We start from the raw sequence: 25,539 nt of genomic DNA on the forward strand, positions 1-25,539 counted from the left end.
TTCACCCCACGGTCAGCTCGACGTCGAGGCCCAGGTCCAGCGCGGCCACGCTGTGGGTCAGGGCGCCGATGGAGATGACGTCAACCCCGGTGGCCGCAATGCCCGCCACCGTCTGCAGGTTAACATTGCCGCTGGCCTCCACCCGGACGCGGCCACCCACCTGCGCCACACCGGCCTTCAGCTCATCGAGGGTGAAGTTGTCCAGCATGATGGTGTCCACCCCGGCGGCCAGCACCGGCTCGATCTGCTCCAGGCTGTCCACCTCCACCTCAAAGTGCGTGGTGTGGCCCAGCTGCGCCTTGGCTGCCGCCAGCAGCCCCGTCAGTTTGGCCGGGTCCCCGCCTGTCATCACCGCGAGGTGGTTGTCTTTGGCGAGGACGGCGTCGGAGAGGCTGTACCGGTGGTTGGCCCCGCCCCCGCAGCGGACCGCGAACCGTTCCAGGATGCGCAGCCCGGGAGTGGTCTTCCTTGTGTCGGTGATCCGGGCAGTGGTGCCGTCGGTCAGCTTCACGAATTCGGCGGTTTTGGTGGCGATCGCCGACATCCGCTGGACCAGGTTCAGTGCCACCCGTTCAGCCAGCAGGACCGAACGGGCCCTTCCGCTGACCCGGGCAAGGTGTGTGCCGGCGTCGAACGTTTCCCCGTCGGTGAGCAACAGCTCCACTTCGGTGTCCGGATCGACGAGCAGCATGGCGTCGCGGAACACCGTCGCGCCGCTGAAGACCCCGGGAACGCGGGCGTTCAGTACCGCCGTTGCCCGGGCTTCGGCCGGTATCAGCAGCTGCGAGGTGATGTCCCCGGCCGGTGCGTCCTCAGCGAAGGCCCGCTCCAAAATTTCCCGCACCGGCGCGGAAGGCAGCGTCATTTCAAACAGGGCTGTTCTACTCATGGACAAGGCTCGCTTTCGGGCGCATTCGGTAGCTCTCTTCAAGTTGTTCGATGACGGCGGCATCCACCGCATCATCACTCCGGTAATGGGCGCCCAACGACTCCCGCCGCTCCAACGCAGCACGGACCAGCAGCTGCGCCGCCAGCAGAAGATTCGCATCCTCCAGCTCCCGCGGGTCACCGTCGACGGGAACCACCTCAGGACGGACGACGACGGCCCAGTCCCCCAACGCAGCCTCCGCCTCGCGCAACAACACCCCATTTCGGAGCACCCCGGCCTTGGCAGTCATCAGGCGCCGCAAAGCGTCCCGCGAAAACGGCTCGTTCACTGACCCAACAGCACCGGGCGCCGGGGCGTGTTGTTTTACCGGCCAGGCACCCAGACTGGACTGTCCGTCGTCGACCGAGGGTGTTCCGGAAGCGAGCGTCAAGGGGAGGCCGCTCGCGGCCGAGACAGCGAGCGGAGGAACAGCGTCGGACGACACCCAACCGGACCCGGAAGCCAGGAACGACTCCACCGCCCGCCGCCCGAACACAAGCCCTTCCAACAGTGAGTTGCTGGCCAGCCGGTTCGCACCGTGGACCCCGGTGCACGCAACTTCGCCGGCGGCGTACAGGCCGGGCACGGAGGTGCGTCCGTTGAGGTCGGTGCTGAGGCCGCCCATCCAGTAGTGGGCGGCAGGAGCGACCGGCACCAGCTCGCGCGTCCAGTCGATGCCGGCCTCGCGGGTCCGGGCAGTCAGCGTAGGGAAGCGCCCGGCCAAATAGCCCTTGCCGTGACGTGCCTCCACCACACGGGCGTCGAGGTACACGTGGCCGTTGGGGTCGCCCAGCTTGGCCAGGTGCAGGGCGATACTGCGGGAGACGACGTCGCGGGGGGCGAGTTCGCCGTCCGGGTGGTAGCCGGGCATAAACCGTTCTCCGCGCGCATCCACCAGGGTGGCGCCTTCGCCGCGGACTGCCTCCGAGATGAGCAGCGGTTCACGTTCGGCGCCGGAGCCCGGGGCAGGGTGCACCAGGCAGGTGGGGTGGAACTGGAAGAACTCGAGGTCTGCCACGGCGGCACCGGCACGCCGTCCGAGGGCCAGGCCATCCGCGGTGGCGACGGCTGGATTGGTGGTCTGGGCGAAAAGCCGGCCGGCACCGCCGGTTGCCAGCAGCACTGCGTCGCCCGCGGCGGTGACAGTGCCGCCGTCGTGCCTGAACGTCACGCCGGTCACCCTGCCGCCGGTCTGAACGAGGGCTGTGGCGTGGGCGTGGGAGAACAGCTGGATGGTGCCGCTGGCATGCCGTGCCAGGACGGCGCGGATGAGGGCAGCCGCCACGCCGGCGCCGGTGGCATCACCGCCGGCGTGCAAAATCCGCGGGGCGGAATGGGCAGCTTCGAGTCCCAACGCCGGGCCGCCGTCGTCGTCCATGTCAAAACGCACGCCGAAGCGCTCAAGCCCGGCGATGTCCCGGCGCGCTTCAATGCACAGCAGCCGCACTGCCTCTTCGTTGCAGTGACCCGCCCCCGCCTTCAGGGTGTCGGCGATATGCGCCGCCACAGTGTCCCCGGGCGCGGGTGCGTCAAGGACCGCCGAAATGCCGCCCTGGGCGTACCACGTGTTGCTGTCCGCCAGTGCGCCCTTGGTCAGCAGCACCACACCGACGCCGGCGTCCGCGGCCAGGAGTGCCGCGTACAGCCCGGCGATGCCGCTTCCCACGACGACCAGACGCCGTGAGCCGGTAACAGTCATTACGGCCTCGCGGCGAGCATGCGCTCGAGGGCGGTCTTGGCGTTGTCCTGCACGTTGTCCGCCACCGTAATGCGGTTGACGATGCGGCCCGCCACCAGCTCCTCCAGGACCCAGGCGAGGTAGCCGGGGTGGATCCGGTACATCGTGGAGCACGGGCAGATGACCGGGTCCAGGCAGAAGATGGTGTGCTGGGGGTATTCTGCGGCCAGCCGGTTGACCATGTTGACTTCGGTACCGATGGCGAACGTGCTGGGTTCCGTGGCTGCGGCGATGGCCTTCTTGATGAAATCGGTCGATCCGGCCGAATCCGCGGCGTCAACCACCTCCATGGGGCACTCCGGGTGCACAACCACGTTGACGCCGGGGAAATCGGCGCGGGCCTTCTCGATCTGCCCCACGTTGAAGCGCTTGTGGACCGAGCAGAAGCCGTGCCACAGGATCACGCGGGAATCCAGCAGAGCCTGTTCGTCGTTGCCGCCGAGTTCCTTGCGCGGGTTCCACATGGGCATCTGCTCAAGCGGGACGCCCATGGCCTTGGCGGTGTTGCGGCCCAGGTGCTGATCGGGGAAGAACAGGACCCGCTGGCCGCGTTCGAAGGCCCATTCCAGGACCACCTTGGCGTTGGAGGAGGTGCAGACGATGCCGCCGTTGCGGCCGCAGAACGCCTTCAGGGCTGCCGAGGAGTTCATGTAGGTGACCGGAATGACCGGGACGCGGCCGGCGTCGTCCTTGTCCGTACCGAAGATCTCCTCGAGCTGTTCCCAGCACTCTTCAACGGAGTCGGTATCGGCCATGTCGGCCATCGAGCAGCCGGCCGCGAGGTTGGGCAGGATCACGGCCTGCTCCGGGGTGGAGAGGATGTCCGCGGTCTCGGCCATGAAGTGCACCCCGCAGAAGATGATCGCCTCGGCGTCGGGCCTGGTCAGGGCCGCGTTGGCCAGCTGGAAGGAGTCGCCCACGAAGTCGGCGTACTGGATGACTTCGTCACGCTGGTAGAAGTGGCCCAGGATGACGGCCCGGCTGCCCAGCTTTTCTTTGGCAGCGCGGATGCGCACATCAAGTTCGGCATCGCTGGCGAGCTTGTACTCTTCCGGGAGCTGGCCCTGGCGTGGGGTCGCGGCAGGGGCAACGTCTGCGTTGGAGGCGCCCGGACCATAGGCGGGGACACCGGCGAGCGCTTCGGCAAGATCGTACTCCCACGGGCCCTTGGCGAGGGCGGGGCTGCATGTGGCGGTTGCCTTTCCGGCGGCCTTGTTGGCTGCGGCGTTCTGGGCCTGTTCCCGCGTGATCAGCTGGATTGCTGTATTGACGCTCATGGTGTGCTCCTGTTGTCGGGGTCGAGGCCGGGGCGGCCGGTAAAGCGGTAGAGACGTGGCGGGCGGTGCTTGCCGCCCTGGAGGTATTCCCCGGTTTCTTCGATCTCCGGGGTGGACTTGAGCTGCCGGCGGAAGTTGGCCGGGTCCAGGCGGGTGTCAAGGACGGCTTCGTAGACTTCCCTGACCTGGGCGAGCGTGAAGTACTCCCCCAGGAAGTGGTAGGCCACCGAGCCGTAGGCCAGCTTGTTCCGCAGGCGGAAGAGCGCGTACTCGACGATGGCGTTGTGATCGAAGGCAAGGCCCCCCACCTTGTCCGCCCGGAACCATTTCACGTTCTCCGACTCATCGGCGAGGGCAGCCTCGGTGGGCTGCACCAGCGCCCAGTAGACAATCGACACCACGCGCTGGGTCGGTGAGCGGTGCAGCCCGCCGAAGGCGTAGAGCTGTTCCAGGTAGCTCGGGGCCAGCCCGGTGGTCTCCTGCAGGTTCCGCGACGCAGCGTCCTGCAGCGACTCGGTGTGCGTCAACGGTCCGCCGGGCAGTGCCCACAGGTCCTTGTATGGCTCACGGATCCTGCGGACCAGGGGAAGCCAGAGGGTGGGCCGGCCTGACGAGACACTCGGCCGCAGGGCAAAGATGACCGTTGAGATGGCGAGCGTGGGTGCGGCAACCGCACGCTCGGAGACGTTTGCTGACGTACCGTACATGGCTGCCCACCACCTTTCGTTGCGGCCCGGGGCTTAAGTGCCGCCGGGCCAGTTATAGTCACAATGACTAGAACTGATTCTACGGGCACTTCCGCCCGATACAAAATGTTTCACCCTGCAGCTGACAGGTCAGGAGCGCCGATGGCTGCGGGCTCGTCGCGGCCCAGTGGCCACGGGCCGTCACGAAAGGCGGTAATGTCAATTGGTCCCATCGCGGACACCCCTATCCCCCAAGAAGGTTCCCAGGCATGACACTGAAGTCCACGGAGATGCTGCCCGAAGCGCGGCATCTCGGCCACACAATGAAGACCCGCCAGCTCACCATGATGGGGCTGGGAAGCGCCATCGGTGCCGGACTCTTCCTGGGCTCCGGGGCCGGGATCCAGGCTGCCGGACCTGCCGTGCTGATCTCATACCTCGTCGCCGGCACGCTCATCATCCTGGTGATGTGGGCATTGGGCGAAATGGCAGCCGCCCAGCCCACCAGCGGAGCCTTTTCGGTCTACGCCGAGAAAGCCCTGGGGAAAACTGCCGGCGCTACAGTTGGCTGGCTCTGGTGGCTTCAGCTCGTGGTGGTCATCGCCGCAGAAGCCCTCGGCGCGGCCGGGCTCCTGGCCACGGTCTGGCCTGACCTTCCCGTCTGGGCGCTGGCGCTGGTCTTTATGGTGGTGTTCACCGCCATCAACCTGGTGGGGGTCCGGAATTTCGGTGAGTTCGAGTTCTGGTTTGCCATCCTGAAAGTAGCTGCCATCGTCCTGTTCCTGGCGGTGGGCGCAGCGCTGCTGTTGGGCCTCCTCCCGGACGTGGCCTCCCCCGGACTGGCCAACATCACCACCAACTTCGCCCCCAATGGCCTGGGCGGAGTAGCCACGGCGTTGTTTGTTGTCATCTTCGCCTTTGGCGGAACCGAGATCGTCGCCGTGGCTGCGGCGGAAACGGAGGACCCGGAGCACAGCGTGGGCAAGGCCGTCCGGACAGTCCTGTGGCGGATCCTCGTCTTTTACATCGGTTCCGTTTTTGTCATTGCAGCCGTTCTTCCGGCCACCTCCCAGGCCCTCTCCTCGCCCTTCGCAGGCGTGCTGGACGCAGCCCGGATCCCGGGCGCGGGCACGGCAATCACCCTGGTGGCCGTCGTCGCGCTTCTCTCCGCCCTGAACGCCAACCTCTACGGCGCTTCCCGCATGGTGTATTCACTCGCTGAACGCGGTGAGGCTCCGCGCTTCCTCGCCAGACTGGGCAAAGACAGCGTGCCGATGCTCGCCGTCGGCGTCTCAGTGGCTTTCGGGTTCGCCGCCACAGTCCTGGAACTGCTGTTCCCCGACAGGATCCTGCCGGCCCTGTTCCAGCTGGTCGGTTCAACGTGCCTGGTGGTGTGGGGCACAGCCCTGGTTTCGCAGCTGATTCTCCGGCGGCGGGCGGACCGCAGCGGTACCGTCCTGCCCGTGCGGATGAAATTGTTTCCGGGATTGACCGTTCTTGGCCTGGTGCTGCTCGGACTGATCTTCGCCGTGGGCTTCAGTGCGGAAAGCAGCCGTTCCCAGCTCTTCAGCACCATCGCCCTGATCGCGGTCCTCGCCGCAGCGTGCTGGATCAGCGGCCGTGTCACCGCCTCACGCGCCCGCCGGGAAACCGGCAACCGCAGGTAAACGCGCATCCGGCTGAGGGTTCAATCAGCGGTTGAACCGGCCCGTCCGCAGGCAGGTAAAGTGGTCCCCAGGATGACGCACCCAAGCGCCGGGTCCGCCTGAGCGCCGTACTTGATGATGAGGACTGACACCATGAGCGGCAGGCACACCGGCGAGATGCACTCCCACACAGTGGAAGGGACAGATCCCCAGCTGTACGTGCAGGTGCATGACCCCTCCTCGGATGCCGGGCTCAGGCCCGTCCTGCTGCTGCACGGATTCTCCTCCTCCAGCAAGCTGAACTGGGAGGACACCGGGTGGGTTGCCGCGCTCCTCGAAGCCGGCCGGCGGGTCATTACCGTCGACCTCCCCGGGCACGGCCGCAGCAGCGCCCCGGAAGACCGGGACTCCTACTCCCCCAGCCGGATCCGGGCAGACCTGCTCCAGATAGCGTTCGACGCCGGCGTGCGGCCCTTGGATAACGGTGACCCTTCCAGCGGGGTGGATGTGGTGGGATATTCGCTGGGTGCCCGGCTCGGCTGGGAGTTCGGCGCCACGCAGCCGGAACTTGTCCACCGCCTGGTCCTGGGTGGACCGAACATCTCCGATCCGCTCGCCGCCTTCGATCTCGTGGCGGCGCAGCGGTACCTCGCCGATGGAACCCCCATCGCCGACGAATCAACTGCAGGGCTGCTGAAGATGGCCATGCTTATGCCAAGCAACAACATCTTTGCGATGCTCTCCCTGGTCGAGGCCATCAAGGACGAACCCTTCGATCCCGCCGAGGCTGTGCCGCATATGCCGATGCTCCTGGTGGCGGGCGATAAGGATGAGCGGGCAGCCACCATGCCGCAACTGGCAGAGCTCGGGATCAAGGCGGGCTCCATGGCCGAACAGCTGGTGCTGGCCGGGCGGAACCACACCAACGCCATCACCAGCCGCGCTTTCAAACAGGGTGCAATCGCTTTCCTGGCCGTCTGACTCCTGACCCTGACCCTCTCCATGGGCCCCTGAAGTCACCGGCCTCCGCCTCATTGGCGGGGCCTTTCACTCCGCCGCCGCGCCGCCGGACGGTAGGCTGGAAGCGGGGGCAAAAGAGCCTGAAAGGCAGCAATGAGCACGCGTTTTGAGGACCGCACAGATGCCGGCGAACAACTCGCGGCTGTGCTGACGCAGTTCCGCGAACGTCCCGACGCCATCGTCCTGGGCCTTGCCCGCGGCGGGGTACCCGTAGCGGCTGCGGCTGCCAAAGCCCTCTACCTGCCCCTCGGTGCCGTCCTGGTCCGCAAACTCGGCATTCCCGGCCATGACGAAACAGCGTACGGCGCACTGGCATGGGCCGGGGAACGGATAGTACGTGTGCTCAACCGCCCCCTGATGGCCCGCGTGCTGGACCATGGCGTACGGCAGGAGTGGCTGGACGAAGTCGAGCAACGCGAACGGGCCGAACTGCTACGCCGGGCCGGAACCTATCCCGGGATACGCCACGAGCTCACAGGCAAAACCGTTCTGCTAGTGGACGACGGCCTGGCGACGGGAGCCACCATGCGGGCAGCTGTGGAGGCGGTGCGCTCCGCCGGCGCAGCCAAAGTGGTGGCTGCTGCTCCGGTGGGTTCAGTGGAGGCCGAGGAAACCGTCTCGCTGGTCTGTGACGCCGTGCTCTGCCTCCACCTGCCCGGCAAGTTCCGTGCCGTGGGCAGCTTCTACCGGCACTTCGAGCAACTGACCGATGAGGATGCCATCAGTTTCCTCACCGGGTAACACGGCTGCCGGGTGGGGCTCCGCTCCCCAACATGGAGGAACGGCGGGCCCCGGCCAGATGGCCAGGCCCCGCCGTTCGATGACGCACCGTACGGATGACACGCCGTTCGATGGCGCCGTAAAGCTTCTAGTGGTGGCTGCTGACGCCGAGCGGGCGGCCCTTGGTTTCCCCGGCCAGGAGCACGCCGACCGCGGAAATGACGCAGAGGATCATGATGTAGATGCCGATGGATCCGGTCCACTTGGTTGCCTGCATCAGCGCCTCGGCAATACTGGCTGCGAAGGCACCGCCCAGGATCGCGCCGAACGCGTAGCCGATGGAAATGCCGGAGTAGCGGACATTGGCCGGGAACATCTCGGCATACATGGCGGACATCGGGCCGTAGGACAGCCCGAGGCCGATGGTCAGGACAAAAAGCGCCAGGCCGTAGAGCATGATGTTCTTGGTGTCGATCAGGGCAAACATCGGGATCATCCACGCGAAGACGATGCCGTACCCGATCAGGAACGTCTTGACCCGGCCGATCTTGTCGGAGAGCCAGCCCCCCACGAGTGTGAAAATCAACCAGCCGAATGACGCAAGCGTGGTTGCCAGCAGGACCTCGGCGACCGGCATCTTCAACGTCCTGGTGGCGTAGGCGATGAAGAACGCGATCAGCAGGTAGCCGGCCGCGTTGTTGCCGATGAAGATCATGGTGGAGTAGAGCACGGACTTCTTGTGGGACTTGATCAGCTGTCCGAGCGGGGCCTTTGCCTTCTCCTTGCGCTCGATCATTTCCTTGAAGACCGGGCTCTCGGCTACAGCGCGGCGGATCAGGTAGCCCACCACAATCAGCACGATGGAGAGCAGGAACGGCACGCGCCAGCCCCAGGCGCCGAAGTCTTCCCTGGACATGTTTGTGTTGAGCACATACAAGAGGCCCGTGGCCAGAATCATGCCAACGGGGACGCCGATCTGCGGGTAGGCGCCAAACAGTCCCCGCTTGCCCCTGGGGGCGTGCTCCACAGCCATCAGGGCCGCGCCGCCCCATTCGCCGCCGGCCGAGAAGCCCTGGACGATGCGCAGCAGGATCAGCAGGATCGGGGCCCAGACTCCGATCTGTGCATAGGTCGGGAGCATGCCGATCAGGGCAGTAGCCGCCCCCATCATGATGAGGGTGAAGACCAACATGGCCTTGCGTCCGAGCCGGTCGCCCAGATGGCCGGCGATAATGGCGCCGAGTGGGCGGAAGAGGAAGCTGATGCCGATGAGCGCAAAGGACAGGATCTGTGCCAGGCCCGGATTTGAGTCTTGAAGGGGCGTAAGGAACAGCGGGGACAGCAGCGTTGCTGTCAGCTGGGCGAAGATAAAGAAGTCGTACCACTCGATGGTGGTGCCGACCAGCGTCCCGGCAAGGACTTTGCGTTCCTCGTGCTTACTGCTGGGGCCGAGCTCTGAGTCGACGTGTGAAGTTGCGGTCATTGGAACTCCGTGGCTGGGGGCAGCGCCGGTTGGCTACGCGGCTGCCGAAGGTGAATTCAGGCCAAACGATTTACTGATCGAACGGTCAGTTAGTACGAGAGTACCCGAGCATGTGACGAAACGCACTAATTTCTTTCATTGCCACGGGAATTAGTTCTATATTTGCACTGAACATTCGCAATACGGACAAATCGTAGGGCCCAGGAACAGCTCACGTTTCGTGGCCTCCTCAGCGCCGCCACCTAGGATGGAAACCATGACTCCCACCGCCGAGGCCTCCGCTGGGCAGGCACCGGCTTCCCCATCCCAAACCCTTTCGCGCGGCATCCGGGCACTGGAGATTCTGGCAGCCGCTCAAAACCCCATGACCATTGCCGAGCTGGCCGACGCCATGGGGGTCCACCGCTCTGTGGCCTACCGGATCCTCCGGACTTTGGAAGACCATTCCCTGCTGGTCCGCGATAATGCCGGCAAAGTCCAGCCAGGGCCGGGTCTCGCTGTCCTGGCAAGGGGCGTTTCGCGCAACCTGCAGACGGCCGCCCTGCCGGAACTGACCCAGCTCGCCAATGCCCTGACCATGAGCGCGTTCGTGGCCGTTTGGGACCGTGATGACTGCGTCACGTTGGTCACCGTGGACCCTCGGCACACCGGCGCCGGCATCGTCCAGCACCCGGGTTCCCGGCATGCGATCAACGCCGGTGCCCCTGGAATTGCCATCCAGTCAGCGTACTCAGAAGCGGATTGGCACAAGGCGGCCCCGGGTATCCCGTACCGGCCAGAGGCTGAGGCAGCCCGGAGCCGCGGCTACGCCGCCAGCCATGATGAGGTGATTGCGGGGGTCTCCTCGGTAGCCGTTCCTGTCCGGGTTCCCGGCGGCAGGCCCGCCGCCCTCGCCGTGGTGTACATCCGGACCAGCCAGGACCCGGATGAAGTGGCCGCATCGCTGCTGGCCAGCGCCGGCCGGATCGAAGCCCAGCTGGGCTGAAGGCTTTCCGCCCCGAACTGCCCGGCCGCACAGGGGGAGATACAGCCGGCTTGGTCCAGGGAGTTTACTCAGCCGTTGCGTCGCCGCAGAATGACTACCGCTACGAAGCCAGAGATCATCAACGCGCTGGCGGCGGCAGCAGGGACCACAAAGGCGGCCTGGTGGCCGTGCGCCTGGGCCAGCTGGCCACCCAGGGCCGATCCCAGGGCGGTGCCTGCCACGATCCCGCTCGCCAGGGCTGTCATGACCGTCCCCAGCTTTTCTTCCGGCGCCAACAATCCTCCGATGCCAAAGATGGTGACCATCGCAGGACCCACCGGCAATCCCAGGACCAGCAGTACGGCGACCATGCCGGTCATCGATTCCGGCACCAGAAGCAGCACCGCAAGGGCAGTCATCAGGCCGGCACTGACCAGCAGCCGCGTTCCGGGCGTAAACCGCCGGGACCAGTAGGCCACGGACAAAGCCGCCGCCGCTGAACTGAGCCCCATGACTGCGTACAGGAGTCCTGCGATCTCGGCGGTGGCATAGCTGGCCGAAAAAGAGCTCAGCGCCGTCTGGGTGGACCCGAAGAAGGTACCCATGGCAACCATGGCCAGGACAGGGAGGGCTACTGCGGCCGGAACCCTGACGGGGCGGGGACTGCCGGCTGCCCCTGGTACACCCGGCATGGCCCGGGCTGCGTTTCGGCGTGAGGCGGCACCGCTCAGCGGAACTGCCTGGTGGGTGGGGTGAACGGCAAAAGCGGGCACGAGCGTGAGGGTCAGTACTGCTGCCAGTGCCAGCGGCAACCAGGGAGCCACCATGCTGGCGAGGATTCCCACCAGCGCCGGTCCGAGGACAAAGGTGACCTCATCGGCCGTACCTTCATAGGACATTGCGGTGTCGAGATCCTTGCCTCGGTCCGCGCCCCTCCCCCGGGAGGTCAGCGCCATCCAGCGGACCCTGGCAAGCGGACCTACCTGCGGGCAGCTGGCACCTGCGAGGAAAGCAGCAGCGATGACCGTTGACGGAAACGGACCGGCCACCGGTGCGGCCCAGGCAGCGCCGATCAATGCCAGGACAAGTGCAGAGTTAAGGGCGGCTACAACCAGGAGAACGGGACGCTGACCCCATCGGTCAGCGAGCGCACCGAACACCGGTGCTCCAAGCGCCGAACCGATACCGACCGCACCGGCTGCAGTCCCGCCTATGGCGTAGGAACCCGTCGCCGATGTGACGAGTGTCAGCGCGCCAACAGTAAGCATGGCCAGTGGCAAGCGGGCGAACAGGCCCAGGGGGATGAAGCTGCGGCCGGCCAGCTGCGGCAGGCGGGCGAAGCGCCCTTGGGGCCGGGACCGCAGCGCGTCCGGGGCAGGGCTCAGTGAGATCAAAGAAGAATTCAAGTTTCCGGGCTCGTTCAGTAGTGCGCACCGTCCCCCCTCCCGATGCGCGAAACCCGGTAACAAGCCAATTCTATCCGGACACTGACTGCTGCATGAACTACCAGTTACCGCCGGCGGTGTGCATCCGTCAGACCAGGACTTCCGCGGCGTCGGAGATCCTGAGGGTGGAGCCATTGCGTCCCTTGAGGACCTGGAGCTGGGTGCCGATGCGCTGCTTCATCTCGCCGACGTGGCTGACGAGGCCCACCACTCGCCCACCGTCACGGAGTCCTTCGAGGGCGTCCATGACCTGTTCCAGGGATTGTTCATCCAGGCTGCCGAACCCTTCGTCCACAAAGAGCGTCTCGATCTGGATTCCGCCGGCCTCCTGCTGGACAACGTCTGCCAGTCCCAGCGCCAGGGAGAGGGACGCCATGAAGGATTCGCCGCCGGACAGGGTAGAAGTGTCCCGCCGGTGCCCGGTCCATTGGTCAACCACCTCCAGGCCCAGCCCGGACTTCGCTCCGCGTGCGGCCCTGGCATCGGAATGCTGCAGCAGGTAGCGTCCATCGCTCATGGCAACGAGGCGTTCCGAAGCCGCCAGTGCCACCTGTTCCAGCCGTGCCGCCAGGACGTAGCTGTTCAGGCTCATGCGGTAGGTGTTCTCTCCACGGCCTGCCGCGGTATCGGCCAGTGCGGTCAGCAGCCGGGAGTGTTCCCTTGGCTCCCGTCCGGTTCCGGCGAGCCGTTCATACTCCTTCCGTATGACCGACAGCGATTCAACACAGCGCGAGGCCATGGCTGCGGCGAGGTCAGCGTCCCGGGCCGCCTGGGCAGCCTGGTCAGCGGCGGCCTTCAGCTCCGCTTCCCTGGCGGCTTCCAAAGATTCCTCTGCCACCGGATTGGCCAGCGCTTCCTGCTGTGCCAGCACCAGTTCTTCCGAGGCGAAAAGCTCAGCGATCCGCGCCTGCTCATCCTGCCCGGCACGAAGTTCAGCAAGCAGGGCAGCAGCCTCGGTCTCCGCCAGCAGTTGCGCAAGGGCATCCGCAGCCGAGCCAAAGCCCGCCTCCGGCAGCGCCTTCTCCAGCTGGCGGCGTGCTTCACGGGCGCGGGCTTCGGCCTTGTCCAGTTGGGCCTGTGCCGTCAGGGTCTTCTCCAGAGTGGCCGCGGCGTTCTGCAGGGAACGCAGCCTGTTGGCGAGGCTGCGATGCCGGCCCCGCAGGCTGGCGAGTGCTTCCTCCAGCGAGGCAAGCTGATCCGCGACCTCCACTATGGCAACGGATACCCGGGCAAGTTCCGACGCCGCGAGGTGGGTCTCAGACTCAAGGGCGGTAATCCTGGCCTCCTTTGCCTGGATCTTTTTCTTGATGTCAGCCAGGCTTTTCACTGCACTTTGTGCTGCCCGGGCGGCGGTGCGGGCAGCGTCAGCGGCCTGCAGTGCTTCTTCTTCGGGGGTGGCCCCTCCCTGGCCGGCCAGGACGGCCACCCGCTGGTTGGCGTCACCAAGCGCATTGGTCAGCGCCGCCAGCTTCGTCTCTGCCGCCTCATGGTCCTGCTGGGCCGCTTCTTCGGCCTGGCCGAGCCCCAGCGCGGAGGCCGCCGCTTCGGCAGGAGCCGGATGCTCCTCGCTGCCGCAGACGGGGCAGGACTCCCCCTCGACCAGGTGGGCGGCGAGTTCCGCCGCGGCGTTGGCGAGCCTTTCCTCCCGAAGATCGAGCCAGTGGAGCTTCTTTACCAGCTGTATTTCCCGGGCCGCAGAGTGGCGGCCCGCTGCTACCTCCTGGGCGGCCAGGGCAGCCCGGTACCGGCGGACAACCTCAACAAGTTCGTCTGCGGCATCCGCTTCCTTGGCGTGGAGCGTCGCGGCCGCGGCCAGCTCCTCCAGAGGCGGAAGCCCGGCAGCCAGACCTTTGAGATCCAAGCGCAGGTTTTCCAGCATATCGCCGCGTTCGCTATCAGATTGTGAGCGTTCGTGCTGCTTCGCGACCAGGGACCGGCGCCGCGCGCTCAGCTCCGCGAGGCGGTCCTCGTCCGGCAGCCGGGCCTCCACCACGGCAAGCAGCGACCGGAGCCGGCTGAGCTCACCGGCGATATCAAGGGACCCGGTGACGCCCGGACCGCCATCCTCAGTCGAGGCCCCAGCCAACCGGTCAGCGTCCAACGCGCCGAGGTCCAGCTCTTCGAGTTCGGGTTCTTCCTCCACAGCCATCCTCAGCAGGGTGAGCGCCGATTCCATGGCCCCTGCCGCATGCCGTACCTGGTTCCCGCTCGCCTCTACAGCCTGCAACTGCCCCCGGAGCACCTCGGCGCGGCGGTGCTGTTCGAGCCGGCCGGCCTGCAGCTCAAGAGTTGGCACAGCCAGCTCAGCAGCCGCCTTGCGGGCCGCGGCGGCTGCCAGCCGGCGCCGTCTCTCCCGCCGCGCAACTTCGGTTTCGAATTGGCCTGATGCAAGCCTGTGCGCTTCCGCCGCGGCCACCGCGGCTGAGGAGAGTCCGGCTGCGTTGCGTGCTGCTTCTGTCTGCAGCCATGCGATCCGGCCGGCAGGGTCCGCCTGGCCATCCACGCCCGAATCCTCCAGGGCCAATGGCGAGGCGTCCGCTTCAGCGCGCGCGCAGAGCAGCTCAAGCTCCGCATTCAACCGGGCTACATCGTTCCGGGCAGCCTGGGACAGTGCCGACAGTTCCTGCTCCAACGCCTCGAACCGCTGGGTACCGAAGAGTTTCTGCAGCAGTTCCAGTCGGTCCGTGGCCTTGGACCTCAGGAAGGCAGCGAAATCGCCCTGAGGGAGCATCACCACGCGGGTGAACTGCTCGCGGTCCATGCCCAGCAGTGCCGTGATCTCAGCGCCTGCTTCGTCGTTCCGCCCCGACTTCTCTGTCCAGGCGCCGCCGATCCGTTCCCGGAGCAGGGTTTTGGCCTGCTGGGTGGTGAAACCGTTTTTGCCCCGGGCGCTGGGCTTCTCCCACGACGGGGACCTTGTGACCTCAAAATGGCGGCCCTGGGCGGAGAACTCGCACGTGACGGCCGGTTCCAGGGCAGGCTCAGCGTGATCGCTGCGGAGCCGCTTGCCTTCCTGGCGCGCACCCGGGACGGATCCGTACAGGGCAAAGCAGACTGCATCAAGGACGCTGGTCTTGCCTGCTCCGGTGGGGCCGTTAAGGAGGAACAGCCCGTGGGCGCTCAACCTGTCGAAGTCGATTTCCTCCGTGCCGGCAAAGGGCCCGAACGCCGAAATTTTCAGGCGGTGGATTCTCACAGCGATGCCTCCCGGAGGCGCACGTTGTCCATGGCAACAGCAAGGGCCGCCCGTTCAGCCTCATCGGCTTCCCGGCCCCGGACATGATCCAGGAAGCCGCAGCAAACAGACAGATCGTCCTGGGCTTCGGCAAGCCTGCTGCTGTAGCTTGCCGCTGCCCTGGTGGCGCCGCCCTGCGTATCAAAACCGAGGACCAGGGTGTCCGGGAAGCGGGCCCGGAGCCGTTCCATGGCCTGCTGTGGCCTATGGGGATCCGTCAAAGTTATTTGGCAGTACGCGCCTTCAGCCCACGCGTGCTCAGCGGACTCCAGCAATTCCGCGATCTCGCCTCGAAGCACGGCTAGCTTCCGGGGCGGTTCCCACGTCAGTTCCGAGACGCCGTTGACGCCGTCCGGGCCGACGTCGATCAGCCAGCTGCCCTTGGTGTGCTTGGCTTCTGAGAACGAGTAGGCCAGCGGGGAGCCTGAGTATCTGACGCCCGGCGAAAGGGATTGGCGCCCGTGCAGGTGCCCCAACGCGGTATAGCTGAAGCCATCGAAGAGATCCAGGGGCACGGCCCCCACTCCGCCGATGCTGAGATCACGCTCGCTGTCAGAGCTGATTCCACCGCTGGCAAAGGTGTGCGCCAGCACCACGGAGTGGACCGCACCGGCTTTGCTCCGCTCCGCAAGGTCCGTGCGGATGCGGTTGGTGGCGGCGCGCGTCACTTCGAAATGGCTGGCGGGCTCCACCCCCAGCTGCTCACCCACCAGACGCGGTTCCAGCCAGGGAATCCCGTAGATGGCCAGGACCGCGCTGTCCGCCCCCTGCTTGCCAGCAGCGGGTTCAAGCGGCAGGATGATGGGTTTGTCCAGATCCGCCACACGGGTACGCAGGTGGACGCCGCCCCGCTCCAGGAGCCGGGAGGCGAATCCCAGCCTGATGGCCGAATCGTGGTTGCCGCTTGTCAGCACCACGTGGGCGCCGGCGGAGGTCAGCCTGACCAGGGCCTCGTCAAGCAATCCCACGACGTCGACGCCCGGCAGGGCGCGGTCGTAGACGTCACCGGCAATCAGGACGACGTTGACCTTATTTTCGGCGACGGCGCTGACGAGCTGATCGACGAAGTCCCGCTGGGCCTCCAGCATCCCGACGCCGTGGAACGACCGGCCCAAATGCCAGTCCGATGTGTGCAATAACCGCATGTTCCTAAGCTATCGGCTGCCACTGACAGTTTCGGCAACCGCCGCAGCGGACCGTCCTAGCCGCGCTTCCCGTCAAAGAATTCACGTGCCTCGTCCCGGTTCTCCGGCTCCTCCGGAGTGACCACGGCAGAGCCGGCAGGAGCAGTGGCGGGCACGGCGGTCTCCCGGACCTCCGGAGACCCGGCGTCCCCGGCGTCGTGGGCAGTTTCACCGGCGTTCGACCCGGCGTCCCCTGCAGGAAGGCCTGACGCTGCCGCCGGTTCGGCGAAGCCACGGAAGACCAGGCCTGCGATGGCGGCTCCCACAAGCGGCGCGACCCAGAACACCCACAGCTGCTCAAGGGACCAGCTGGAGCTGAATACGGCGGAGGCGGTGGCGCGGGCCGGGTTGAAGGGGGCGTTGCCCACCGACAGGCCAAGCTGGAGCAGGACGGCGAAGGCAAGGCCCACGGCAACGGCGGCGGACGTGTTGTTGTTGTTTTTGTCCTTGGTGGTACCGATGAACACGGCAACCAGGATGGCGGCGCCAAGTACTTCCAGCAGGAGCACCGCTGCGAGGGGGGCCTGAATGATCGAGTGCTCGCCAAAGCCGGCCGTGACGGTGTCGAACGCGGTCCTGCTGTCCTGGATGCCCGGAAGGGTCCGGAGGATTCCGAAGAGGGCCAGTGCGCCCAGGAGGCCGCCTACAAGCTGCGCGCCGATGTAAGCGGCCGCGTCGGCAAGGCGGATCCGGCCGGCAACCGCGTGGCCCACTGTCACGGCAGGGTTGAAGTGTCCGCCGGAAACGTAGCCCACGGCCAGCATTGCTGCGGTCACGGCCAGGCCTGCTGCGAGCGCCGCGGGCAGCGGGCTGGACTGCGGGATGGAGAACAAGGGCACACCCAGGCCTGCGACCACGAGGAAGAGGCTGCCAAAGGCTTCCGCGGAGAGCCTGGCTGCCAGCCCATGGCGGACCTGGGCGGGACTGCCCGCTGCTGGCGCCGGAGCGGGATCACGGTGGACGGGCAAGGGCATGGTCATGGCGGGGCAGTCCTTATCAAAGCGGTGTCACTGCGGCGGGGTGCGAACACGCCGGGCCGCGGAAATTTGTGGGGGCCATTGCATTCTGCCAAGGGATTCTGGACATTGGCTGAGTCCGAGCTTAGCGCCCGGCACCCGGGAGCCCTGCCGCCACGGTAAATTTGCTGTCATGAGCATCGATCAAGGCGCCGTTGGGGCGCCCTCGCTGAAATCCCGCATCCATGGCTGCCTCCTGGGCGGCGCCTTGGGAGATTCCCTGGGTTACGCGGTGGAATTCGACTCGATCGAGGCCATCCGGCGACGTTTCGGACCGGACGGATTGACTGATCTGACAGCGCTCGACGGCGGCAGCCACTTTTCGGACGACACCCAGATGACGCTGTACACCGTTGACGGATTGGTGGAGGCACTCGAGTGGGCCAATGACGGGGTGGGCGCGGACGTGAACGCCTGCCTGTGGCTGGCCTACCTCCGCTGGCTGGATACCCAGGGCGAGCCTGCACACCCGGCCGCCCCGGCGCCCCCGCCGCGGTGGATCGACAGCCACGAGGTCCTCAGGCACCGCCGCGCGCCCGGAAACGCGTGCCTCTCCGGGCTGGCGGGCGGGGAGATGGGAACAGTCTTCCGGCCCGTCAACCCGGACTCGAAGGGCTGTGGAACAGTCATGCGCTCGGCTCCGTTCGGCCTCATTCCCCACATATCGGCCGACGCCGTCTGGAAGTTCAGTGCCGACGCCGCCTCCCTGACACACGGCCATCCGTCCGCACGGCAGAGTGCCGCAGGCTTCAGCCTGCTGATCCACCGCCTGGTGTCCGGCGACAGCCTGAAGGTTGCTGCGGAGGCGGTTCTCGAGCAGGTCCGCGGTGTAAAGGAGGTGGCAGCTGAACTGCCGGAGCGGCTGGAAGCCGCACTCCGGCTGGCCGGGTCCGCTGCCCTCACACCGGAGGAACTGGTCCGGCACCTGGGTGAGGGCTGGGTCGCCGAGGAAGCGTTCGCCGTCGGGCTTTACGCGGTCCTGGCCACAGCGCCGCAGGCCGGCTCCGGCGGCTCACCGCAGGCGCACTTCAGGGCCGCCGTTTCGCTGGCCGTCAACCACAGCGGCGACAGCGATTCCACCGGGTCAATTGCCGGAAATATCCTGGGCGCTTTCTACGGGGAGGACTGCCTGCCGGAGCAGTGGCTTGGGGCGCTCGAAGCGCCGGAGGTCATCCGGGGTATGGCCGATCAGCTGGTGGGTGTTACGACCGCCTGAGTGTGACGTTGTTGCAGGCCTCGCAGACGTCCTCGGGGATCAGGCCCCGGCGCTGCAGCTGCCCGAAGATGACGCAGCCCAGGCAGAAACCGGCGAAGGCCTCCAGTGAGGCCGCGGCGATCAGGACCGCCAGCACAATCCAGGCGGCCGGGGCAGCACCGGCAGCGAAAAGGATCAGCGCAGTGGTGGACACCACCGTGCCCATGCCCTGGGCAAAGCGCTTGGGCGGTCCGGGAACCAGGAGCGCCCGGCCCAGCCGGGGCGCCAGGACCTTGACCGAGAGCAGGGCGAGCGGTGAAATCCGCGGTCCGAACAGCACGCGCAGCCAGAATCCCGCAGCCAGCAGCACCAGCCCCCACCCGGAACCGGTCAAGAGTGTCACGCCGGCAAGGAGCACCACCAGTCCGGCGGTGATCCGCGCCGCGTACTCGTTGACGGGGTTCGGGAAGGCAAACACGGCGGACCAGTTGATTCCGGTGGCCCCGGTGCCGTTAGGGGTACTCATCCTGCAAGGCTAGGAGCCTGCTGCCCCGCAGGAAAGATTTGTTGCGCCGCATGAACGCCGAAGGACCGCCTGGGCCTAACGCCCCGGCACCGGGGCGTAGCCGCCCACCATCTGCAGGAACTCGCCTTCAGACAGAACCTCAATGGCCTGGCCGCGGTCGTGCAGCTCCAGGACACGCCGCGCCTTGCCGGTCAGCCTTCCGGAGCGCAGGTCCGCGGCCACAAACCCGTCGCCCACCACCAGCACCGTGGTGCGGGCAGTCACCCGGCTCTCCGGCCGGGCACCCAGTTCCGCAGAGCGCACTTTGGCTTCCGGCCGGGCCATGGCGAGCTCGCCGGTGAAAACTACGGTCTGGCCATACAGCGGATGGGACGGTTCGGCGTCGGCATTAGGCACGGGGTTGGGACCTTCCTCCGGCCAGCCTGCCAGGAAAGGCCTGACCAGCGCCGCTCCGTTGCTGCCGCCGCCCGAAACCGCGGCCAGGCTCGCTTTGGAGAGCCCATCACGTGCCGGATCGAAGGCGTGCTGACGGGGCAGCTCAAGTCCCAGCGACAGGTACAGTTCCGCGATGCTGTTGGCGTTGTTCCGCCCTGCGATATCGATCAGAATGCCGGCGCACGCACGGGCATCCTCCGCGGCGTCGTGGTGGTTGACCAGGGGCACGCCGGCTTCCTCCGCAGCGAACGGCAGGGAATTGGAGACCAGCGAATAGCAGCGCCGGGAAAGCATTACGGTGCAGACATAGTCATAGGCGGGGCCCCGCAGCCCGGAAACCTCCAGCCCGGACCGGATCACGCCGAGGTCAAAGGCGGCATTGTGGGCGGCCAGGATGTCGTCGCCAATAAAGGCGCCGATCTCCGGGAACAGCTCACCGAACCGCGGGCGGCCTGCCACGTCCTCGGACCTGATGCCGTGGATCCGGACGTTGTGGTACTCGAAGTGGTCATGGCCCGACGGCGGCCGCATCAGCCAGGACGCCTCGTCCACCACGCGTCCGCCCCGGACTTTCGTCAGGCCCACCGCGCACGGTGAACCACGGAAGCCGTTGGCAGTCTCGAAGTCGATCGCCGTAAAGTCCAAACCCACGGCCCACACTTTACCGCCGGACAGGGCCGTTCCCGTGTCACCGGGGCGGCCCTGTCACCGAAATCACCAGTGCCGGCATCCCCCTGCACACACGGGACCCCTGCCTGCGTCAAGTACCCTAGGGAGGTGAACTTCCTTGCGATCAGTGACTTTGCCGTGCCCATGCTGGGTGGAGCAGGACCGGTCCAGCCGCAGCTGGCCTCCTTCCTGCCCGACTGGCTGAACCCCCAGATCTTCCTGGCCGATCCTGCACTTGCCCCGTGGGTGGTACTGCTGGTGTGCGGGATCGTCTTCGCCGAGACCGGCCTGCTGGTGGGGTTCTTCCTCCCCGGCGATTCGATGCTGTTTACGGCCGGGCTGCTGGTGGCCACCGACACCATCAAATTCAATGTCTGGCTGTTGTCGCTGCTGATCATCATCGCGGCCATCATCGGCAACCAGACGGGCTACTTCATTGGCTCCAAGGCAGGCCCTGCGATCTTCAACAAGCCGAACTCCCGCCTGTTCAAGCGCGAGAACGTTGAGAGCGCGCACGCCTTCTTCGAAAAGCACGGCGGCAAGGCCCTGATCCTGGCCCGCTTCGTGCCGATTATCCGGACCTTCGTGCCGGTGATTGTGGGCGTGGCCCAGATGAGCAAGCGGAAGTTCTTCCTCTACAACGTGATTGGCGCCGTGCTCTGGGGCGGCGGAGTGACACTCCTCGGCTACCTCCTGGGCGACCGCGTTCCGTGGGTGCGCGAGAACCTGGACATCATCTTCATCGCCATTGTCCTGCTGTCCGTAATCCCCATCGGCGTTGAGGTCCTCAAGGGCTTGTCAGCCAAGCGCCAGGCCGCGCACTTCGGTACTGACGCCATCGACGAATTCATTGAGGAACACGCTCCCGTGGAGGAACGCAAGACCAACCTGGACTAAGCAGTCCGAAGCACACGTGAGGGGCCCTGCATCGCAGGGCCCCTCACGTGATTAAGTCTCTGGCAGCAGGTCCGCCGCGGGCCCCTGCGCAGTCCCGCCTACTGCCGGGCGAGAGCCTCGACGATGGCAGGCACCAGGGCCCGGAAGGCCTTGCCGCGGTGGCTGATCGCGTTCTTCTCCTCGGAGGTCAGCTCCGCGCAGCTGCGGCTCTCCCCCACCGGCTGCAGGACGGGGTCATAGCCGAAGCCGCCCTCACCGCGGGGTTCCCGGAGCAGGATTCCCTCCAACTGGCCGTACTCCACCACTTCGCGGCCGGAGTCCGCCCCCGGCACGGCCAAGGCAGCGGCGCACACGAATGCCGCTCCGCGATAGCCGTCCGGCACATCGGAAAGCTGGTCCAGGAGCAGCCTCAGGTTGGCGGCGTCATCGCCGTGGCGGCCGGCCCATCGCGCGGAGAAGATTCCCGGCGCACCGCCCAGGACGTCAACCGCCAGCCCCGAGTCGTCGGCAATCGCCACCAGACCCGTAGCCTCGGCAACGGCGCGGGCTTTCAACAGCGAGTTCTCGGCGAACGTCACACCGGTTTCGACGACGTCCGGCGCACCGGCCGCGGCGGCATCCACAACCTGGGTATCGACGTCGAGCCCCGGAATCTGGCCCCGGAGGAGGTCCCGAAGCTCCCGCAGCTTGCCCTGGTTGTGGGTGGCCAGGACGAGGCGCGGAGCCACGGCACCGTCAGCGTCCGGATTCACAGAACCGGCGATCACAGGGCGTCAGCGAGGGTTTCCCGCTGGATGGCAGCCAGCTGGGTGGTCCCCAGCAGTGCCAGGTCCAGCAGCTGGTTGAGCTCGTCCCGGTCAAAGGGTGCGCCCTCGGCAGTGCCCTGGACCTCCACGAACTTCCCGGAGCCGGTAACCACCACGTTCATGTCGGTCTCGGCGCGGACGTCCTCGACATAGGGCAGGTCAAGCATGGGCACGCCGTCGATGATGCCCACCGAGACGGCGGCGATGGTGTCGATCAGCGGCTGGGCGTTCTTGGCGATGAGCTTGTTGTCCCGGGCAAAGCGGATGGCGTCGGCCAGCGCCACGTAGGCTCCGGTGATGGCCGCGGTGCGGGTTCCGCCGTCGGCCTGCAGGACGTCGCAGTCCAGGACAATGGTGTTCTCGCCCAGGGCTTTGGTGTCGATGATGGACCGGAGCGACCGGCCGATAAGCCGGGAGATCTCGTGGGTGCGCCCGCCGATCTTTCCCCTGACCGATTCGCGGTCGGAGCGCGTGTTGGTGGCGCGGGGAAGCATGGCGTACTCGGCCGTCACCCAGCCGCGGCCCTCGCCCTTGAGCCAGCGGGGCACACCTGCCGTCAGCGAAGCGGTGCACAGGACCCTGGTGTTGCCGAACTCGATCAGGGCCGATCCCTCTGCCTGCTTCGACCATCCCCGGGTGATGCTGATGGGGCGGAGCTGATCGGGGGCGCGGCCGTCGGCGCGAATTACGGGCACTGCTGTTGCTTCTGAAGTCATGGCTTTAGCTTATCGACTTCCCCGGCCCGCTAAATCGTGTAGTGAACCCCGGCCACGGCAACGGCAACATCGCCGCCGAATACCGGCCTTGCTTCGGCCATCACGGTGGTTTGTGACGTCCAGACGGGGATGTGCGTGAGGAGGAGCCTGCGCGCACCTGCCGCGGCCGCTGCCTCACCCGCCCGCTTACCGGTCAGGTGCACGTCCTTGATGGAATCGTCCCGGCCTTCCTCAAACGCGGCTTCGCAGAGGAACAGGTCAGCGTCCTTGGCCGCCTCTTCCAGGCCTGCACAGGAATCCGTATCACCGGAATAGGTCAGCACCCGGGAGACCTTACGGCCGTCCTTGTCCGGCTCCGTTGCCTCGACCCGGAGGGCGTAGGCCTCCTCCACCGGGTGGTTCACTGCGAATGGCGTCACCGTGAAGGGCCCCACCGTAACGGACTCCCGCTCGGTCCAGTTGGTGAAGTCGAATTCCTCATGCATTCCTGGATCCAGCTCCAGCCCGTAGGCGGTGGCCATCCGGTCCGCGGTTGCGGCGGGTCCCCACACCGGGATCCTGCCCCGCCCCCAGCCGCCCGGCTTCCACCGGACAGCCACGTGCAGGCCGCACAGGTCCATGCAGTGGTCAGGATGCAGGTGGGTGAGGAAGATGGCGTCGATGTCCTCGAGGTCCGTGTAGCGCTGGATTGCACCCAGCGCCCCGCTGCCCAGGTCCATCACGATCTTCCACGTCCGCTCGCCGTCGGTGGCTGTCAGCAGGTAGCACGACGCCGGTGAGCCGGGGCCGGGAAAGGAGCCTGTGCAGCCAACGATGGTGAGCTTCACAGGGCAGGACCTCCGGCCCTGTGGGTGCTGACAAAGTTCGAAATCCTTGGCCCTGCGGTTCGCCCGGAGGCGGCGTTCTGGGCGGCTGCCACCATCTCGGGAGTGATCCGGGCAAGGCTTCCTGTGGGGTACTGGGCGGCGACGTGATCCACGTGCTGGACGGAGAGGACCTCCGGGCCCAGGAAGCGGCGGGCCAGGGCCTCGAACTGGGCGGCGTCACCTGTGGCAATGAAGTGGTGTTCGGGCGCGCTGACCTCAGTGCGCTGCAGGTCATGGGTGGCAAGGGCGCGGTACACGTCTTTGGCTGTTTCCTCGGCGCTGGACACGAGTGTCACGTCGTCGCCCATCACCAGGGAGATCACCCCCGTCAGCAACGGATAGTGGGTGCAGCCGAGCACAAGGGTGTCAACGCCGGCGGCCTTCAGGGGCGCCAGGTATTCCTCGGCAAGTGCCCGCAGCGCCGGACCCATGGTAATGCCGGCTTCAACGTAATTGACGAATTCCGGGCAGGCCACGGAGGTGATGGACAGGTCCGGCGCGGCGGCAAAGGTGTCCTCGTAGGCCCGGGAACCTACGGTGGCGGACGTGCCAATGACGCCGATCCTGCCGCTGCGCGTGGCGGCAACTGCGCGCCGCACAGCCGGCTGGATCACTTCGATGACGGGTATGCCGTACCGGGCTGTGTAGCGTTCGCGGGCGTCCCGGAGGACAGCGGCCGACGCCGAGTTGCAGGCAATGGTGAGGAGCTTGACGCCGGAATCCACCAGTTCGTCCATCACGCCCAGGGCGTTCGCCCTGACTTCGGCGATGGGCAGCGGCCCGTACGGGCCGTGGGCGGTGTCCCCCACGTAAAGGATGGATTCGTTGGGCAGCTGGTCGATGATGGAGCGCGCCACCGTCAGGCCGCCGACGCCCGAGTCAAAGACCCCAATGGGGCGGGACCCCACCTGGCCGGCGGTTTCGCCGGCGGCGGAGTCCGGCGCTGCTGCCACTGAAGGATCCATGCTCGAGGCTGTTGTCATGATTATTCGAGGATAGGTCTTCCCTGAGTCCGCAGCCATCACATTGTGGCGGCCGACTCATGTCGAATGTGTCACAGTATGGTCCCTGCCGGGACCGCCTGCGCGGTTCAGGAGCGTGAATCGAGCGACTGGAGCATCGCCTGGACCAGCGACTCCTGCAGCCAGGTGGTGAAGTTGTACACCAGCGCGAGGTAGCTTTCCACGTCCTCCGCCTGGGACCAGTCCTGCATCAGGTGGACGTGCTCGGCATCCTCCTCGTCACGGATGTCCAGCCGCTCCGCCAGCACGAGGCGGACATCGTTCAGGGCCATGGACCAGTGCCGTGCACCCTCGGCGGTCAGGACCACTTCGTCCTTGTCCAGGTCCAGCGCGGCGGCGCGCAGCGCGCCGATCTTGGTTTCCCGGAGCGAGCGTTCGGTGAGCTGGCGGAACTCCAGGGACGCGCCGTCGTCGTCCTTCATGACATTGGGCAGCAGCCGCTTGACCGCTCTGTCCGACGGTTCGCGGACGTCCATGTCCAGCCCGATCAGTGCGGCCAGCGGATCCTGGTTCTCGCGCTCCTCCGGCTGAAGCATGGAGATGACATCGTCAATCAGGCTGCGGAGCAGTTCCCGTTCAGCCGGTTCCAGGAATCCGGTGATGCCTTTGAGTCCGCTTTTGAATGCCTTAGCCACGTTTCCCCTTGCCCTGGCCGGATCCGCCGGATTTCTTTGAATTCCCGCCGTTTCCGCCGCTGGCCTTTTCCACGGTGGCCCACAATCCGAAGCCGTGCATGGCCACTGCGTGCCGCTCCACCTGCTCCTTGCTGCCGTGGGCAACGATCGAGCGGCCCTTTTTGTGGACTTCCATCATCAGCTTGTTCGCTTTGGACTCCGAATAACCGAAGTAGCTCTGGAACACGTAGCTGACATAGCTCATCAGATTAACCGGGTCATTCCAGATCACCAGGTTCCACGGGATGTCCGGGGCGGTCAGGGAATCGGTGGAGGCATCAGTGCCGGTCCGGGTCCCCTCCCTTGTACCAGGGCCGGGCGCAACGCTTATGGTCATCTGTCCATTCTATGGGGAGGATGGGCCCACGCCGGCGAGGGCCCCGCGGCGAAG

Annotated in this window: 23 protein-coding genes; 6 read left to right on the forward strand and 17 right to left on the reverse strand. The window is 66.4% G+C overall.

The window, feature by feature from the left end; translation table 11 throughout:
* Nucleotide 1: 1 nt before the first annotated feature.
* The 4 genes from nadC to ACP7AX_RS03135 are packed head-to-tail and all read right to left on the reverse strand — an operon-like array spanning nt 2 to nt 4,650.
* Entirely contained in the window at nt 2–889 is an 888-nt protein-coding gene (nadC, locus tag ACP7AX_RS03120) for a carboxylating nicotinate-nucleotide diphosphorylase (protein WP_426225354.1), read from the reverse strand.
* Nucleotides 882–2,627 carry an L-aspartate oxidase gene (gene nadB / locus ACP7AX_RS03125; protein WP_426225355.1) on the reverse strand — a complete coding sequence of 582 codons (1,746 nt, stop codon included), beginning with the start codon at nt 2,625–2,627 and terminating at the stop codon, nt 882–884. Before nadB ends, nadC begins: the two co-directional genes overlap by 8 nt.
* Nucleotides 2,627–3,943, reverse strand: a complete 1,317-nt coding sequence (nadA, locus tag ACP7AX_RS03130) for a quinolinate synthase NadA (RefSeq protein ID WP_426225356.1) — start codon at nt 3,941–3,943, stop codon at nt 2,627–2,629. The genes nadB and nadA overlap by 1 nt, the downstream gene beginning before the upstream one ends.
* Nucleotides 3,940–4,650 (reverse strand): NUDIX hydrolase, encoded by a 711-nt coding sequence (locus ACP7AX_RS03135; RefSeq protein WP_426225357.1) that lies wholly within the window; start codon nt 4,648–4,650, stop codon nt 3,940–3,942. Before ACP7AX_RS03135 ends, nadA begins: the two co-directional genes overlap by 4 nt.
* Nucleotides 4,651–4,898: 248 nt before the next feature.
* Here ACP7AX_RS03135 and ACP7AX_RS03140 point away from each other — a divergent pair, with 248 nt between their 5' ends.
* The 3 genes from ACP7AX_RS03140 to ACP7AX_RS03150 all read left to right on the forward strand — a co-directional run bounded on the left by ACP7AX_RS03140 (nt 4,899) and on the right by ACP7AX_RS03150 (nt 8,036).
* Nucleotides 4,899–6,296 carry an amino acid permease gene (locus ACP7AX_RS03140; protein WP_426225358.1) on the forward strand — a complete coding sequence of 466 codons (1,398 nt, stop codon included), beginning with the start codon at nt 4,899–4,901 and terminating at the stop codon, nt 6,294–6,296.
* Between the two features lie 132 nt (nt 6,297–6,428).
* The gene (locus ACP7AX_RS03145) at nt 6,429–7,256 is read left to right on the forward strand and encodes an alpha/beta fold hydrolase (RefSeq protein ID WP_426225359.1); all 828 of its coding nucleotides are present in this window, start codon (nt 6,429–6,431) and stop codon (nt 7,254–7,256) included.
* Nucleotides 7,257–7,388: 132 nt separating this feature from the next.
* Nucleotides 7,389–8,036 carry a phosphoribosyltransferase gene (locus ACP7AX_RS03150; RefSeq protein WP_426225360.1) on the forward strand — a complete coding sequence of 216 codons (648 nt, stop codon included), beginning with the start codon at nt 7,389–7,391 and terminating at the stop codon, nt 8,034–8,036.
* Between the two features lie 127 nt (nt 8,037–8,163).
* Here ACP7AX_RS03150 and ACP7AX_RS03155 read toward each other — a convergent pair whose 3' ends face one another.
* Entirely contained in the window at nt 8,164–9,498 is a 1,335-nt protein-coding gene (locus ACP7AX_RS03155; protein WP_426225361.1) for an MFS transporter, read from the reverse strand.
* A gap of 256 nt (nt 9,499–9,754) precedes the next feature.
* On the opposite strand from ACP7AX_RS03155, the gene ACP7AX_RS03160 reads away from it, so the two are divergent.
* Nucleotides 9,755–10,483: an IclR family transcriptional regulator gene (locus tag ACP7AX_RS03160; protein ID WP_426225362.1), complete on the forward strand. Its 729-nt coding sequence runs from the start codon at nt 9,755–9,757 to the stop codon at nt 10,481–10,483.
* Between the two features lie 68 nt (nt 10,484–10,551).
* Here ACP7AX_RS03160 and ACP7AX_RS03165 read toward each other — a convergent pair whose 3' ends face one another.
* The 4 genes from ACP7AX_RS03165 to ACP7AX_RS03180 all read right to left on the reverse strand — a co-directional run bounded on the left by ACP7AX_RS03165 (nt 10,552) and on the right by ACP7AX_RS03180 (nt 17,306).
* Nucleotides 10,552–11,856: an MFS transporter gene (locus ACP7AX_RS03165; protein ID WP_426225363.1), complete on the reverse strand. Its 1,305-nt coding sequence runs from the start codon at nt 11,854–11,856 to the stop codon at nt 10,552–10,554.
* A gap of 139 nt (nt 11,857–11,995) precedes the next feature.
* Nucleotides 11,996–15,103, reverse strand: a complete 3,108-nt coding sequence (locus ACP7AX_RS03170; RefSeq protein ID WP_426225364.1) for an AAA family ATPase — start codon at nt 15,101–15,103, stop codon at nt 11,996–11,998.
* A complete protein-coding gene (locus tag ACP7AX_RS03175) occupies nt 15,100–16,287 on the reverse strand; it encodes an exonuclease SbcCD subunit D (protein WP_426225365.1) in 1,188 nt (395 codons plus the stop codon). Before ACP7AX_RS03175 ends, ACP7AX_RS03170 begins: the two co-directional genes overlap by 4 nt.
* Nucleotides 16,288–16,343: 56 nt before the next feature.
* Nucleotides 16,344–17,306 carry an MIP/aquaporin family protein gene (locus ACP7AX_RS03180; protein ID WP_426225366.1) on the reverse strand — a complete coding sequence of 321 codons (963 nt, stop codon included), beginning with the start codon at nt 17,304–17,306 and terminating at the stop codon, nt 16,344–16,346.
* Nucleotides 17,307–17,475: 169 nt separating this feature from the next.
* On the opposite strand from ACP7AX_RS03180, the gene ACP7AX_RS03185 reads away from it, so the two are divergent.
* Nucleotides 17,476–18,558, forward strand: a complete 1,083-nt coding sequence (locus ACP7AX_RS03185) for an ADP-ribosylglycohydrolase family protein (RefSeq protein ID WP_131682585.1) — start codon at nt 17,476–17,478, stop codon at nt 18,556–18,558.
* Here the strand turns inward: ACP7AX_RS03185 and ACP7AX_RS03190 are convergent.
* Entirely contained in the window at nt 18,545–19,063 is a 519-nt protein-coding gene (locus ACP7AX_RS03190; protein ID WP_426225367.1) for a DUF4395 domain-containing protein, read from the reverse strand. The two genes, ACP7AX_RS03185 and ACP7AX_RS03190, sit on opposite strands and share 14 nt — an antisense overlap.
* Nucleotides 19,064–19,138: 75 nt before the next feature.
* Entirely contained in the window at nt 19,139–20,149 is a 1,011-nt protein-coding gene (locus ACP7AX_RS03195) for an exonuclease domain-containing protein (protein WP_131682587.1), read from the reverse strand.
* A 141-nt stretch (nt 20,150–20,290) separates the two neighbouring features.
* Between ACP7AX_RS03195 and ACP7AX_RS03200 the strand changes: the two genes are divergently transcribed.
* The gene (locus tag ACP7AX_RS03200) at nt 20,291–21,064 is read left to right on the forward strand and encodes a VTT domain-containing protein (protein ID WP_131682977.1); all 774 of its coding nucleotides are present in this window, start codon (nt 20,291–20,293) and stop codon (nt 21,062–21,064) included.
* Between the two features lie 98 nt (nt 21,065–21,162).
* Here the strand turns inward: ACP7AX_RS03200 and rdgB are convergent, their stop codons facing one another.
* The 6 genes from rdgB to clpS form a co-directional block, all read right to left on the reverse strand.
* The gene (gene rdgB / locus ACP7AX_RS03205) at nt 21,163–21,816 is read right to left on the reverse strand and encodes an RdgB/HAM1 family non-canonical purine NTP pyrophosphatase (RefSeq protein ID WP_426225368.1); all 654 of its coding nucleotides are present in this window, start codon (nt 21,814–21,816) and stop codon (nt 21,163–21,165) included.
* A gap of 11 nt (nt 21,817–21,827) precedes the next feature.
* Complete coding sequence (gene rph / locus ACP7AX_RS03210) at nt 21,828–22,586, reverse strand: ribonuclease PH (protein ID WP_131682588.1); 759 nt, start codon at nt 22,584–22,586, stop codon at nt 21,828–21,830.
* 29 nt (nt 22,587–22,615) lie between these two features.
* Nucleotides 22,616–23,413 carry an MBL fold metallo-hydrolase gene (locus ACP7AX_RS03215; RefSeq protein ID WP_131682589.1) on the reverse strand — a complete coding sequence of 266 codons (798 nt, stop codon included), beginning with the start codon at nt 23,411–23,413 and terminating at the stop codon, nt 22,616–22,618.
* Nucleotides 23,410–24,474: a glutamate racemase gene (gene murI / locus ACP7AX_RS03220; protein ID WP_131682590.1), complete on the reverse strand. Its 1,065-nt coding sequence runs from the start codon at nt 24,472–24,474 to the stop codon at nt 23,410–23,412. The genes ACP7AX_RS03215 and murI overlap by 4 nt, the downstream gene beginning before the upstream one ends.
* A 68-nt stretch (nt 24,475–24,542) precedes the next feature.
* Nucleotides 24,543–25,109, reverse strand: a complete 567-nt coding sequence (locus ACP7AX_RS03225) for a DUF2017 family protein (protein ID WP_131682591.1) — start codon at nt 25,107–25,109, stop codon at nt 24,543–24,545.
* Nucleotides 25,102–25,485: an ATP-dependent Clp protease adapter ClpS gene (gene clpS / locus ACP7AX_RS03230; protein WP_131682592.1), complete on the reverse strand. Its 384-nt coding sequence runs from the start codon at nt 25,483–25,485 to the stop codon at nt 25,102–25,104. The genes ACP7AX_RS03225 and clpS overlap by 8 nt, the downstream gene beginning before the upstream one ends.
* Nucleotides 25,486–25,539 lie beyond the last annotated feature (54 nt).

The organism is Pseudarthrobacter sp. DSP2-3-2b1 (genome assembly GCF_049895945.1).
In the GTDB taxonomy this organism is placed as follows: domain Bacteria; phylum Actinomycetota; class Actinomycetes; order Actinomycetales; family Micrococcaceae; genus Arthrobacter.

Excerpts from the sequence above, each read along its gene's own strand:
- nadC (WP_426225354.1), bottom strand. The coding sequence starts at position 889 with ATGAGTAGAACAGCCCTGTTTGAAATGACGCTGCCTTCCGCGCCGGTG.
- nadB (WP_426225355.1), bottom strand. The coding sequence starts at position 2,627 with ATGACTGTTACCGGCTCACGGCGTCTGGTCGTCGTGGGAAGCGGCATC.
- nadA (WP_426225356.1), bottom strand. The coding sequence starts at position 3,943 with ATGAGCGTCAATACAGCAATCCAGCTGATCACGCGGGAACAGGCCCAG.
- ACP7AX_RS03135 (WP_426225357.1), bottom strand. The coding sequence starts at position 4,650 with ATGTACGGTACGTCAGCAAACGTCTCCGAGCGTGCGGTTGCCGCACCC.
- ACP7AX_RS03140 (WP_426225358.1), top strand. The coding sequence starts at position 4,899 with ATGACACTGAAGTCCACGGAGATGCTGCCCGAAGCGCGGCATCTCGGC.
- ACP7AX_RS03145 (WP_426225359.1), top strand. The coding sequence starts at position 6,429 with ATGAGCGGCAGGCACACCGGCGAGATGCACTCCCACACAGTGGAAGGG.
- ACP7AX_RS03150 (WP_426225360.1), top strand. The coding sequence starts at position 7,389 with ATGAGCACGCGTTTTGAGGACCGCACAGATGCCGGCGAACAACTCGCG.
- ACP7AX_RS03155 (WP_426225361.1), bottom strand. The coding sequence starts at position 9,498 with ATGACCGCAACTTCACACGTCGACTCAGAGCTCGGCCCCAGCAGTAAG.
- ACP7AX_RS03160 (WP_426225362.1), top strand. The coding sequence starts at position 9,755 with ATGACTCCCACCGCCGAGGCCTCCGCTGGGCAGGCACCGGCTTCCCCA.
- ACP7AX_RS03175 (WP_426225365.1), bottom strand. The coding sequence starts at position 16,287 with ATGCGGTTATTGCACACATCGGACTGGCATTTGGGCCGGTCGTTCCAC.
- ACP7AX_RS03180 (WP_426225366.1), bottom strand. The coding sequence starts at position 17,306 with ATGACCATGCCCTTGCCCGTCCACCGTGATCCCGCTCCGGCGCCAGCA.
- ACP7AX_RS03185 (WP_131682585.1), top strand. The coding sequence starts at position 17,476 with ATGAGCATCGATCAAGGCGCCGTTGGGGCGCCCTCGCTGAAATCCCGC.
- ACP7AX_RS03190 (WP_426225367.1), bottom strand. The coding sequence starts at position 19,063 with ATGAGTACCCCTAACGGCACCGGGGCCACCGGAATCAACTGGTCCGCC.
- rph (WP_131682588.1), bottom strand. The coding sequence starts at position 22,586 with ATGACTTCAGAAGCAACAGCAGTGCCCGTAATTCGCGCCGACGGCCGC.
- murI (WP_131682590.1), bottom strand. The coding sequence starts at position 24,474 with ATGGCTGCGGACTCAGGGAAGACCTATCCTCGAATAATCATGACAACA.
- clpS (WP_131682592.1), bottom strand. The coding sequence starts at position 25,485 with ATGACCATAAGCGTTGCGCCCGGCCCTGGTACAAGGGAGGGGACCCGG.